Here is a 12,723-nt window from a genome sequence, read left to right on the forward strand (position 1 = left end):
CCAGCAGGTCGTCGCGCTCCTTGTCCGTCAGATAGAGCACGACGTCTGCCCGGCGCAGGATCGGGCGGGTCAGGAGCAGATCGAGCACAGGCGCGACCGGATGCCGCGACCTCACGATCATGCCGTGAGTTTGGACTATCAGGCGCTTGCGCATGAGCAGCGCCAGGAACGCGGCCGGCATCGAGACCAGATCCCTGCCGAGGTGCACATGCACCACGTCGATGCTGCGGCGATTCTTGAACATCCAGTACAGGGCCGACGGTGCCGCAATGCCCGCATGCCCCGTCAGCGGCACCAGTTGCGTGCCTTTGAACAGCCGCACCGGGGTCCCGTACAACAAATCCGGAGAGTGGCTGTAGCCGCGGCCCGCACCCGTGATCGTCACCGAGTGGCCTTGCGCCCGAATCTCAGCGGCCTGGTTGAACGCGACCCGCGCGGGGCCGCCGTAGGCCCCGTCGGGTGTCACAAGCGTCAGCACCTGCAGAACGTTCATCCACCACCGTCACAGGTCGCCGAGGTCGTCGGGCACATCTACAGCATGCTCGCGCAGTGCCTCTAATGGCACCACGTCGAGCGCGGATTCATGAGTGGACGCGAGCACCACGGGCGCGGCACATGCATCCTGATAGGCCCGAAGCCAGTTCACGGCGGTGACACACCACCGGTCACCAGGCACGAGTCCCGGAAACCGGTAGTGGGGCATCGGCGTCGTGAGGTCGTTGCCGATGGAGCGCTGATGCTCGAGGAACTCAGCGGTCACTACAGAGCAGATGGTGTGCAAGCCGACGTCCTCGGGCCCCGTCGAGCAGCATCCGTCACGGTAGAAGCCGGTCATCGGGTCGGTGCCGCACGGCTGCAACTGACCGCCGAGGACGTTTCGGTCAGCCATTGGGGACTTTTGCCGCGATCTGCTCGGCGACTTTGGCGGCGCCCGGCTCATCCGGAGCGCCTCCCGCCCCGACGTCGATGGCCACATTGTTGCGGACCCTCAGGACCCGCTGATTGGTCGCGTCGTGTCCCGCCGAGGGGTTGTCGTATACCTCGAGATGGGCCCGGATCGTGGTCGACAGGACACCGTTCGTCTCAGCGATCGGCCCCACGTCGTACGTCTCACGACCACCGGAGAGGATGTTGGCGAAGCTTCCGTCGCACTTCCGCCAGTTCGTCGACGACGCGGTGAAGAACACGGCAGCCTGTTCGGCGGTGGGGAACAGCACGACGCTCTGGTCCACCCACCGTGATCGCTGTGGATCGGAAAGCTGTTGACTGCGAAAGGCCGACCACCCGCTGTTCACGTAGGCCCTCGCCTGGCCGGGGCTGAAGATCGCCAGGCACTCCTGCCGCGACACCGAAGCGCCGCTGTCGCTCATGTCCTTCGCGTCTCCAGTCACCGCCAGATCGGTGGCTCCCACGGCGGTGTCGATCTCAGCGGGGCTGAGCAACAGTCCCGGCAGCGCAGGCTCGACGACCAGGGGCGGCCCGGTCGGCGCGCCCGAAGTGTGACTGTCGTGGTCGCCGCTTGACCCGCAGCCGGCCGCCAGGACGCACAGCCCGGCAAGGGCGAGCGTTAGGGGCCGTGGCATGTGTACTCCTCGCGAAACCGCGCGGCGCGCGGGTCGGGTCAGCCTAGCGCGGTGAGCAGTGCATAGTGGAGATCGACCATGCTCAGCGACGAAAAAGTACTGATCACCGGCCCTGCGGGGCGGATCGCGTACGGGCTCGCCCAGTCGCTGGTCGCCGACAACGAGGTGTGGGGTATCGCTCGGTTCAGTGACGCCGCCACCCGCGAGAAGGTCGAGTCGATCGGCGTCACTACCCGGACCTGCGACCTCGCCGACGGGCAGTTCGGTGATCTACCAACCGATTTCACCTACCTCCTGCACGTCGCGGCTGATTTCAGCTCCTCCGACTACGAACGGTCGCTGACCGTGAACGCCGAGGGCACCGGGTTCATCCTCGCGCATTGCCGCAGGGCCAAGGCGGCACTGGTGATGTCAACTGTCACGATCTACAAACCACACCCGGATCCGTGGCACGCCTTCCGGGAGGACGATCCGCCGGGCGATGCGATGGTGCCACAGCAGGCGCCGTATTCGATCGCCAAGATCGCACAGGAGGCGGTCGCTCGGTACTGCGCGCGCTCATTCGGGCTGCCGACGATAATCGCACGGATGTGCGCCGCATACGGCGAACGGGGCGGCATGCCGGTCTGGCACATGCACGCGATCGCAGCGGGTGAGCCGATCCGCACCCGGTGGAATCCCATGCCGTACAGCCCAATTCACGATGACGACATCAGCGCACAGGTGGAGCCGCTGCTCGGAGTGGCGAGCGTGCCCGCGACGATCGTCAATTGGGGTGGCGACGAGGCGGTGAGCGTTCAGCAGTGGTCGTCGTACATCGGCGAACTGTTCGGCATGGACGCGAGCGTGGTCGTCGAACCGGTTCCCGGCGCGTCCGTCGGCTCAGTCGCCGACCACACCAAGCGCGCGGCGATCACAGGGCCCTCCCGAGTCCACTGGCGCGACGGCATCCGGCGCGTCGCCGAACAGCTCTACCCCGACCTGGTGCGCAGAGTTGATGTCGGGTAGACCGCGGCGATATCCCACCAGCGATGAGCTGATGGACGCGGCGAAGCAGCAGAGCGGACTTGACGATTTCGGCCCGGGCGATTTCCGCGACGGGCTCGACGTCCTGCTCGACAGCCTGGAGCGCGACGGCGACCTGGACCCCGCTGCCGATTCTCGGGTGATCGACGATTTCCGGCGGAGGCTGGTCAACCGGCTGGAGGTCGAGGCCTGGTACCGCAGTCATCCCGAGATCGAGCAGCTCGGCGTGGCCGGGCCCGTCGACATTAACGGGCTGCCCCGCACCGGCACCACAGCACTCGCCAACATGATGTCGCTCGACCCCCAATTCCGTTGTCTGCGTGGATGGGAACAGACCAAGCCGTGCCCGCCACCGATCACAGACAGCGAGACCGACGATCCGCGGCGGATCGCAGCTGCGGAGTTCAACGAGCAGCTTCCGGCCGAAGCAAAGGCACTGCACCTATACGACCTCGACGCGACCATGGAGGACACCGAGTTGCTCGGGATGGCCTTCCACGGCCAGGGATACACGCTGCCGGTCTACAGCTACCACGCGTGGTGGCGTCACGCCAACCTCTGGCCCACCTATCGCTACCACCGACGTGTCGTCAAACTCCTTCAGTCACAACGCCCTCCAGACCTGTGGCTGTTCAAGGCACCGCACCACATGTTCCACCTAGAAGCGATCGTCGACGCGTATCCCGATGCCCGGTTCGTCATGACGCACCGCGACCCGGCCAAAGTCGTGCCGTCCTACGTCAGCACCGTGAACATGTTTTTCCCGCCGCCCGACGGCGAGCGCGACATGCGCCGGCTCGGCCGCGAGGTGAGCGGGCATCTGTGTGACGGCATGCACAACACCATCGCCGCACGGGACAGGCTCGGCGAGGATCGCTTCAGCGACGTCCATCATGTCGACCTCGTCGCCGATCCATTCGGCGAACTGCAGCGCGTGTACGAATTTCTGGACCTCCCGTTGCAGGACAACGTGTTACGAGCGATCAGCGACTGGCAACACCGCAATCGGCAAGGCGCGCACGGCGTGCACCGCTACACCGCCGTAGAGTTCGGCCTCGATGCCGCTCGGATACGTCGAGACTACGACTTCTACATCGAGCGCTTCGGCGTCACCGTCGAAACGTGAACCGGTACAACACGAAAAGGGACATACATGACAGCGCTGCCGAGTTGGGCCGACCAGATGAAGGCGTTGGAGAAGGTCGGAGAGAAACTGATCGGCAAGTGGCGTCCCGACGGCGCCAGCGAGGCCGAGAGCCAGGACATGAACAGGCTCGCGTTGTCGATCCTGGCGAGCGGCTATCTGTGCCGGGTCTACACCGACATCCACCGGCCCGTCTTCATGCCGCTGTGGAACTACGCGTTCAACCAGGGTGGTCCCAGCCCCGACTACGTCTACTCGACGGTGGAGGTCGATCCGAAAGGTGTGTACCGGATCTCGGGATACCGCGGCACGACGCGATTCGTCGAACTCACCCAGCAGGCCATCGACATGCTCAGCCCGAAGGCGATGGACGGCAGCACGCCGCCGTATGCCTTCACCAACGACCTCGACGAACTGACCATCGATGAGGACGGCTACTTCAGCGTCGTCATGTCCGCCGAATGCCCAGCTGGCTATTCGGGCGACTGGTGGCAACTGCACGACCGGACCGTGCGAATCCTCATGCGCCGCTGCTCATGTGACTGGAACCGCGAGGTCGACGCGCGCGTGGCCATCGAGCGTCTGGGCGACCCTGACGGTGCCGACATGACACCCGAGGAGATCGCGCGGCGGTTCTCCGATCTGGCCGCGTGGATCGAGGGAACCATCGAGTTCGACATGGGCCTGATCCGCTACTACCGCGAACACCACGGCGTCAACACGTTGTTGAGGTCGGGCAAGATCGACGAGATGGGTGGACTGCCCAAGCAGGCCTACTACGACGGCATCCACGAGATCGACGACACCGAGGCATTGATCATCGAAACGGTACTGCCGCGCCAGTGCCGCTACTGGCAGGCCCTCGTGGGTGACGACCGCTTCTGCACGGTCGACTGGGTCAACCGGCAATCCAGCCTCAACGATGTTCAGGCCCACATCGACAGCGACGGCAAGTTCCGTGCGGTGATTTCGCGGCTCGACCCGGGCGTGCCGAACTGGCTCGACAAAGGCGACTATCCGTGGGGCATCATCCAGATGCGCTGGAATCACGCCACCGACTACCCCGATCCCATTCTCACCAAAGTGCCGTTCGCCGACATCCGCGACCACCTACCGGCCGACACCCCGACTCTCACGCCCGACGAACGCAAAGAGTCTCTGCGCATCCGCCGCGAAGGCGCTCAGCTGCGGCGAATCTGGTGACGATGGCCGGGACACAGGGTGCACTGAACACTGCCGTGCTCGCCGCGCTCGACGGACTGCTACGCGCACTAGACCTGGAAGCACAGGGCGACAGCCGTTTTCGCGCTCACAACGAGCCCGACCGATTCGGGCGGGTATTCGGCGGACAGATGATCGCCCAGGCCATGCAGGCCGCGTCTGTCACCGTCAGCGACAAGCCGCCGCACTCGGTGCACGCGTACTTCGTGAAATCCGGTCTGCCCGATCGTCCCCTCGACGTGGAGGTGGACCAGGTGCGTGACGGCCGCTCGATGGCGGCTCGCCGCGTCACCGTTGGCCAAGGTGACGAAACCCTGCTGATCGCCATGGTGTCCTTCCACGACAACCCCACGGAACCCGAATTCGCCGAACCCGTTGCGCTAGTGCCTGATCCGGGCGAGTGGCCCCTTCTGCAAGACTGGGTCGACGACGCGCCACCGGGCCTGCGAGAGCGCGCACAGATGTGGATCGACAGACCGCCCCCGTTGGAGATCCGCATCGGCGAACCGACCCGTTTCTTCGGCGGCCCTCGCGCCCCCGGGCCCCGCACGCACTGGATGCGACTGCCCCGCGACGTCGGCGACGATCCCCGGCTGCACAGTGTGCTGCTCGCCTATGCGAGCGACTACCTTCTCCTCGACATGGCACTGCGCTCACATCCGGTCGACGTCACCGTCGCGTCGGCCACCAGCTTCAGTGTCGATCACGCAATCTGGCTGCACCGCCCTATCCGCTTCGACGAGTGGCACCGCTACACACAGGAGTTGATCGCGGTCTCCGGGGATCGCGGGCTGGTGCGCGGCGCGATCCACACTCGCGACGGCCATCTCGTCGCGAATGTCACACAGGAGGTGCTGGTCCGTGTCAGGTCGTGAGCACCCCCTGTTCCAACAGGCTTGGCCCGAAGGCGAATACCGGATGTTTCAGCTCGGCTTCGTGGTCGACGATCTCGTGGGTGCCGCGCGGCGCTGGGTGGAGGTGTTCGAGGTCGGACCGTTCCACATCATGCCGCGTGTGAGCAACGCCTGCCGCTACCGGGGCGGCGACGCCAACGTGGACATGCGCATCGGCGTCGCACAGGCCGGGCCCGTGCAGGTCGAACTGATCCAGAACTTCACCGACGGCCCGAGCGTGTTCGACGACCTGCGAGGTCTTCATGGCGGCAATGGGTTCGGCTTCCACCAGGTCTGCACCATGACGCGGGATTACGACGCCAAGAAGGCTCACTACGAGAGTCTCGGTTACGAATTGGCGTGTGAGTTCACCTCGCCGGGCCAGCGCGTCGCGTTCTTCGACACGACCGCCGACTTCGGCTTCTTCACCGAAGTCGCCGAGGAGAAACCGAGCTTTCTGGTCAACCTGGCACGGATCTCGCAGACCTGCGCCGAATGGGACGGCACCGACCCGATCCGCATCCTGACACGCGAGGGCTACCGAACGCCTTGACGCGCAGGGTCACACAGCAATCGACCTGCCGTTCAGCGTCCATCCCGACGTTGTGTACATGCTTCGGGTGACATTTGACGACGTAGCGAACGGAACGGCCGTCGTGTTCGTCACAACGATGTTGTTGAATGCGATGTTGCTTATCTTCCCTGCACCCAAGACGATTCCGACGTTGCGGTAGGCCGAGGACGGCGTGCCCGAGATCGTCAGGCCGGAGATCGTCACGTTGGTCACGCTCTGGTTGGCGTTGCCGTTGTAAATCAGCACGGCACCTTGTTGGGTGGTTTTGCTCGTGTTGGCTCCCGTCACGGTGCCTCCCGTGATCGTCACGTTGTTCGTCGACAGCGTGTTCCAAGGGCTGCCTTCGGACGCGATATAGACACCGGCGGCGTCGGTCCCCGACACGTTGATGTTCGTGTACGAAATGTTCTGTCCGCCGACAACCGAAAGGCCACGGCCCCAGGTGGTTCCGATCACCGTGGGTGAGGTGATGACGATGTCGTGGTCGATCGGCTCGCCGGAGTAGGAGATGACGGATATGCCGTCGTCTCCGGTGTTTTGGGTAACCGCGTAGTTGACGTGCCCGTTGTTCGCGCCGTGGGTCATGTGAATGCCGTCAGCGCGTGTGTTCATGACGATGACCCGGTTGAGAGTGAAATTGCTTGCCCCGTAGACAAAGACGCCCGCGGCGGCCGAGCCGTTGATCGTTACGTCATTGATTGTGTTGCCGTTGCCTTCGATGACCAGCTTGTGTTGGGCGAGGCTGTCGTAGCGAGGGCCAGTGAGTGGCGCGGTGAGCGTGAGGTTCGACACCGTCACGTTGTCGGCCAGGATCTGCACCGCGGATGTGGCGTCGTTCGTCGCCTGAAGGGTTGCGCCATTTCCGTTGATCGTCACGCCGGAAACCCGGATCTGCAACACACCTGAGTGCTGATAGACCCCTGGGGACAGGGTCAGGGTGTCCCCCGGCTTCAGCGCGTCGAACTTGGCCTGCAGATATGCAGTGGCGTCTCCCGAAGGAATGCTCACCGGCGGTGTCGTCGGCGGATTGCTCACCGGTGGGGTCGTCGGCGGATTGCTCACCGGCGGCGGTGACGCAGGAGTGCCCGCCGAGCCCGAGATCGGCACGGTCACAGAAACCGACTTGGTCGCCTGGCCGTCGCTGGCGTTGACACTGAACGTCAACGACGTCGGTCCTTGAATCGCCGCCGCGGCAAGGGCGGTCGACGTGGGGGTATAGGTGAAAGCACCGTTTGAATTGACCACGACGGTACCGCCGGCGGGCTGCGTCGGAACACTGTACGACAGCGCGTCGCCGTCGGGGTCAGTGAAATTCAACGTGCCCTTCACGATTCCGGTACTCGCGTCGGGCGCTCCGACCGTCGGTGTGCCGGCGACCGGTGCGGTGTTGCCCCGGTTAACCGTCAGGGCCCGCACCGCGGCATCCGACATATCCGATACATAGATCTGGCGCCCGTCTGGGCTGATGGCTATACCGTGCCAGCTGTATTCGGGAGCGCTGTCCACAGTCACCGTGCTCGTCACGGCGCCCGTCTTGGTGTTGATGACCGACACCGTGTCAGCGCCGTTGGCGACATACAACACGGTGCCATCCGGACTCAGGGCGATACCAAACGGCAGAGCGCCGACCCCGATCGTGGAAATCGTCGCTGGAGTGGCAGCCGCGGCGTCGATGACAGACACGCTGTTGCTGCTGAAATTGCCCACGTAGACCCGGCTTCCGTCTGGGGAGACCGCCAGCCCATACGGGTTGGCGCCCACCGCGATCGGCTTACCGACGACACTGTTGGTAGCGGTATTGATCACCGATACCGTGTTGGCGCCGAAGTTGGCCACGTACACCTTGGTGCCGTCCGGTGAGACGGTGATCCCGCCGGGCGTGCTTCCGACCTGAACTGTCGCCACCAGTGCCGGTGTGGCCTTCGACGTGTCGATCACGGACACCGTGTTGTTCCAGGTGTTGGTCACGTACACCCGCTGACCGTTGGGTGAGACCGCCAGCCCGAAGGACTGGCCGCCTTGTGTGGCCACCTGGCTCACGACTGCGTTGGAGGTGGTGTTGATCACCGATACCGCACCGTTGCCGGCAACGTATGCGCGGCTGCCGTCGGAACTCAGCGCGATTGCCGTCGGCGTGCTCACCACGTTGATCGTGGTCACCGCGCCACTGGTTCTATCGATCACGGACACCGTATTGCTCGCCGAATTGGCCACATAGATCTTGGACGCCGACGCAACGACTCCCATCGGGTTGGACCCGACCCGCGTTGTCTGGGGAGTTGACAGTTGCGAAGGCAACACAGGTACAGCCACGGTCACCGGTGTAGTGACCTGCCCGTCGCTGACGGACACGCTGAACTGGTCGACATCGCCCGCAGCCGTCACGCCTGCGGCCAGCCGCGCCGCCTGACTGGGCGTGTAGGTGAACGCCCCGGTCGAGGCATTCACTGATACCGTCCCACTAGACGGTGCCGTAGAAACCTTATAACTCAACGTGTTTCCGTCGACGTCTGTACCGTTGATCGAGCCCGTCACCACGCCCGTCGTCTGGTTGGGCAGCACCTGCGACGGTGCCGCCGTCGGCGCACTGTTGACGGCGGCCACGGCGGCGAACGCCGTAAAGGGTTGCGCCCCTTCGGCCGTCAGGTCCTGCACACTCTGGTCAGTTACCTGGGCGTCCAAGGTCGATACGGGAGTCTGATCTGCTCGAACCTGACCGAATTGACGGCGCGCCCAAGCCAACACCGTCCACAACGCCGGCGAATCCACCGGTGCCTCGGGTGCCGGGTTGGCAATTGTGCGCACCAAGTCGAACGCCCGTGACACCACACTGGCCACCACGGTCGACGGGCTCACTGGACCGCTGACAGTCGGCGCTGACTCCGACAACGAACTGGCAGCAGCCAGTCGCGCGGGCACACGTTGCGCCTCAGGGCCGGTCCCCGACGCTGGATCGATCGCTCCTCGCGTCCGCGGCGTCGCGGGGGTGACCTTCAGGGCGCGCGTCACGATTCGCGACGTCACGCGAGCCAGCGCCGGAGGCGGTGAATTGAGTACAGAGCTCGTCGGTGGCTTCGACGTCACCGGTGGCGTGCTGCCCACCTTGGTGGCCGGCTTGTTGGCCGACAAGTCGCTGACCGGAAGACTGCGCGACCGAGGCGAGCCGGCCTTGGGACCTCCGGAACTCACGACAGTCCCGGCGCTGGGGTCGTTATCCGCCGCGTCCTTTGCAGGGGAGGCATCGGTTGTGGTCTTCGAACTCTTCTCGGCCGGAGGCTTGGAATTCCGGGCGCTCTTCCCAGTTGCCGTCGTAGCGGACGGTTGCGCCGAGCCAGTCGTTGCCGAGTCCTGCTGTTTCCGCGGGGATCTGGATTCCCGGGAGGGGGGTGCCGCATGGCGGCCCGACGAATCAGTTTGTGAGGATGCCGGACCGGGTGCAGCTAACGCGGTTCCTGGAGCTCCCGCGACCGCCGCCCCGACGCCCAACGCAACCGCCAGCGCACCGACGCGGCCGACATACCGTGCGCCGCCCAGCACCATCGCCTTCTCAGGCCGCCCGCGTGGTGGATCGCAAGGGGTGTGCACCGACCTCGCGGGAGGTATGGGCTGCGTTGTCGCGCTGTCTGGAACCGCAGCCGGAATCAGCTGCCGTCGAAGGCCGATGAAGCCGCTTGTGGGGCGTCGTAGGAATACCCGAACTGTCTCCAATAATTGGTGAGCGGTCTGCTTCATGTTCACTCCAGACTCTTAACAAAATGGAGCTGATTGGCTCCAGTGACTTTCGAGCGCAAATGCCATTGTGTGTTTTCTTTGCGCTTTGCGGAAGCAAATTCAAAAGAAAATTAACTCCTGCGAAGGTGCTGATAATCGTGCCGTAAGCGCGAAAACATGCTCGTTTTCCGGGATTTCGCACTTAAACAGGGGAAGTTTGCTACTCACGCTCAACAAAGATGATTGCCGACAGTATTTATGTAAGCTGACGACGCATTTATCCTGCTTACCTGGCGCAGACGTTTGCTAGTCCGATGGCCGCGACCATCATTATTACATGAATGTCAATTTGCCTGAGCGCGCCACGCCGCGAAATCAGGCCATCGAGGCCCGAGATCGGCCCCTGCGCGGCTGGGGCGTCGCCGTATGTGCTCGTCGCGGATGGAGGGATTGGGAGTGTTCCCCAGAACACCCTAGAAAGCTTGCTCGGCTGCACCACGCAAACACAAGTGAATGCGCAGATGAATGGCTCCGGCTGTTTGCGTAGAAACGCCCAGATAGGAAAACGAGCTTTTTATCGCATCATGTTTCGCGATCAGGAAGGCAATCCAAAGATGGTCGAAATTGATCATGACAACAGCAATACGCGGAAACTTTATTTCATCGCCGGACGGCCAGGCCGGTCCCGCCGGGCCCCAACTCGCGACAAGCCGACGCCGTGCCCATCACGGCTGCCTGATACGTGTAGACATCGAAATTGCTTGCAAGACAACCTGTTACAGTATCAACCGCCTGCCGTGCACGCTGTTCCGACGAGCTTACGCGGGTGCGCCGAGGTGTTTACAGGAACGAGTTCTCGGCGGTCAGACCGCGATCGGGAAACGCACCCATCGCGAACGTTTCGGCATTGCCTAGCCCCGACCCTCCGCCCAGCGGGTCCTCCACGTGCACAAGCAGGTCGCGCAGTTGGTGCAATTCACGTGCATTCTTCGGATCGTCGCAGTTCGCGACGTAGTTTCCTTCCACCTTCAACTCGCCGACCCATTGGCCGTAGACCCAGTCATTCCAGCCGTAGTAGCCGGCGGTGCCCAGGTGAAAGCCGGTGGGGCCGGCCGCGGTGATGGTGAGCGGACGCTTCGCTCCGTGTGCATCGACGAGCGTGATGGTTCCGTGGGTAAACCGGCGGTTGTCGTCGTTGAAGTGCAGGTCCTGCTCGACGGACACGAAGCGCTCGGAGGTGCCGTCGGTACTTTGCTGCTCTGCCTGACAGCGGATGTCGATGTATCCGTCGCCTCTTTCCTCTTGATAGAAGACGAACAGTGAGTAGGCCGACCCGTCCGCTCGAGTGAGAGTCATCGGCAGCCACGTCATCAGCATCTGCTTGATCCTCCGACCGCCCCGCGGCAAGCCCGGGATCGGCTTCCCGACGCCGGGCCGCAGGCCCCACGAGTGATCCCGGATCGAAATCCACTTGTCTGCGTCGATTTCTGTACGGACGCCCTCCACCTCGACCCAGCCGGATGCGACACCGATCTGGTGGTAACGCAACACGTTGTGGCTCACGCGGTATCCGTCGGGGCTGCGATCGGGCCACGGGTCTTCCAGAGACGCATCGAAGCTGCCGCGCAGCGCGACATCGAACGCGATTGGGGCATGTTCCGTCGCGTCGAGCATCACGCGGATCTCGCGCAGCGGTTCGACGACGCGGTAGTGAACCGGCCCGACGTGGGTTCCCGCAGGATCTGACGAGAGCCGCCTGCCGGCGCGCACGGTCCATTGCTCGGTTCCTCGGCACACGCCGGCCGCTCCGTCGAAGACACCACGGTTGGTGTATTTGCCGATCCCGAGCACCACTTGCAGGGAGTTGTCGCGAGCATGGGCGATCGTCCAGATCTTCTCGGTCCATGAGGGATCCGATTGGCTGACGGTTGCGAACGTGTCGACGATCTGATGGGTGAGCAGTTCGTCTTCAGGCACCAACGAGCCGTAGTTCGTGTTCAGCACTGCGGTCACCTCTCTGCCGACGGAACCACCTCTCGATGCCTCGCGAGCTTTAGCATTGACGGGCATCGGTGTCTCACACCGCGATCTGAACACCGCGACGGACGATAGCGGTAGTGTGACATTTGACCCTATGTATGTAAAGGACTCGATGATGGCTCCCCGATCGGTCGCCGAGGCGGAACCATCGTTGCGGCGGCGCATCCTCGCGGCCACTTTCGTCGTGCTCGCACGCGACGGGCGGCGACGGTTGCAGCTCTCCGACGTCGCGGCCGAAGCCGGGGTATCGCGCCCGACTCTGTACCGGTACTTCGGCTCCAAAGACGGGCTCCTGGAGGCATTTGGCCTCTACGAGCAGGACAACTTCGACGCGGGCATCGCCGCTGCCATGGCCGGACTGACCGGGCCGGACCGGCTCGATGCTGCACTTCGATTCATCGTGGATTTTCAGAGCACGTATTCGCTTGGCTCCCTGGCTGACACCGAACCAGACCATGTGCTGCACCAGATGAAACGCTCGCTGCCGGTCATGCGCGACCGGGTGGCTCGCATCATCTCGGGCGAGAACAG

12 protein-coding genes are annotated in these 12,723 nt (G+C 63.8%); 6 read left to right on the forward strand and 6 right to left on the reverse strand.

All coding sequences use genetic code 11. The features are described from left to right. The 3 genes from QOH60_RS08220 to QOH60_RS08230 all read right to left on the reverse strand — a co-directional run. Positions 1–493: glycosyltransferase (locus QOH60_RS08220; protein WP_526418978.1), on the reverse strand; the 493-nt coding region annotated here is incomplete at its 3' end. 9 nt (positions 494–502) lie between these two features. Beyond that, entirely contained in the window at positions 503–889 is a 387-nt protein-coding gene (locus tag QOH60_RS08225) for a DUF2237 family protein (protein WP_526418980.1), read from the reverse strand. Beyond that, positions 882–1,583 (reverse strand): sensor domain-containing protein, encoded by a 702-nt coding sequence (locus QOH60_RS08230; protein WP_526418982.1) that lies wholly within the window; start codon positions 1,581–1,583, stop codon positions 882–884. Before QOH60_RS08230 ends, QOH60_RS08225 begins: the two co-directional genes overlap by 8 nt. 78 nt (positions 1,584–1,661) lie before the next feature. Between QOH60_RS08230 and QOH60_RS08235 the strand changes: the two genes are divergently transcribed. The 5 genes from QOH60_RS08235 to QOH60_RS08255 are packed head-to-tail and all read left to right on the forward strand — an operon-like array spanning position 1,662 to position 6,420. Then, complete coding sequence (locus QOH60_RS08235) at positions 1,662–2,591, forward strand: NAD-dependent epimerase/dehydratase family protein (protein ID WP_526418984.1); 930 nt, start codon at positions 1,662–1,664, stop codon at positions 2,589–2,591. Continuing rightward, positions 2,581–3,735, forward strand: coding sequence for a sulfotransferase (locus QOH60_RS08240; RefSeq protein ID WP_526418986.1), 1,155 nt, complete (start codon positions 2,581–2,583; stop codon positions 3,733–3,735). Before QOH60_RS08235 ends, QOH60_RS08240 begins: the two co-directional genes overlap by 11 nt. Positions 3,736–3,762: 27 nt before the next feature. After that, complete coding sequence (locus QOH60_RS08245; RefSeq protein WP_526418988.1) at positions 3,763–4,956, forward strand: DUF1214 domain-containing protein; 1,194 nt, start codon at positions 3,763–3,765, stop codon at positions 4,954–4,956. Positions 4,957–4,958: 2 nt separating this feature from the next. Continuing rightward, complete coding sequence (locus QOH60_RS08250; protein ID WP_526418990.1) at positions 4,959–5,849, forward strand: acyl-CoA thioesterase; 891 nt, start codon at positions 4,959–4,961, stop codon at positions 5,847–5,849. Continuing rightward, complete coding sequence (locus QOH60_RS08255; protein ID WP_526418992.1) at positions 5,836–6,420, forward strand: VOC family protein; 585 nt, start codon at positions 5,836–5,838, stop codon at positions 6,418–6,420. Before QOH60_RS08250 ends, QOH60_RS08255 begins: the two co-directional genes overlap by 14 nt. 9 nt (positions 6,421–6,429) lie before the next feature. Here the strand turns inward: QOH60_RS08255 and QOH60_RS08260 are convergent, their stop codons facing one another. The 3 genes from QOH60_RS08260 to QOH60_RS08270 all read right to left on the reverse strand — a co-directional run bounded on the left by QOH60_RS08260 (position 6,430) and on the right by QOH60_RS08270 (position 12,156). Next, positions 6,430–9,630 carry a cadherin-like domain-containing protein gene (locus QOH60_RS08260; RefSeq protein ID WP_526418994.1) on the reverse strand — a complete coding sequence of 1,067 codons (3,201 nt, stop codon included), beginning with the start codon at positions 9,628–9,630 and terminating at the stop codon, positions 6,430–6,432. Positions 9,631–10,625: 995 nt separating this feature from the next. Beyond that, positions 10,626–10,784 (reverse strand): hypothetical protein, encoded by a 159-nt coding sequence (locus QOH60_RS08265; protein WP_526418996.1) that lies wholly within the window; start codon positions 10,782–10,784, stop codon positions 10,626–10,628. A 208-nt stretch (positions 10,785–10,992) separates the two neighbouring features. After that, positions 10,993–12,156 (reverse strand): Rv3169 family protein, encoded by a 1,164-nt coding sequence (locus QOH60_RS08270; RefSeq protein ID WP_526418998.1) that lies wholly within the window; start codon positions 12,154–12,156, stop codon positions 10,993–10,995. A 151-nt stretch (positions 12,157–12,307) separates the two neighbouring features. Here QOH60_RS08270 and QOH60_RS08275 point away from each other — a divergent pair. After that, the coding region (locus QOH60_RS08275; RefSeq protein WP_526419001.1) for a TetR/AcrR family transcriptional regulator at positions 12,308–12,723 on the forward strand (416 nt) is incomplete at its 3' end.

It is taken from the genome of Mycobacterium sp. (genome assembly GCF_032159765.1).
Taxonomy (GTDB): Bacteria; Actinomycetota; Actinomycetes; order Mycobacteriales; family Mycobacteriaceae; genus Mycobacterium.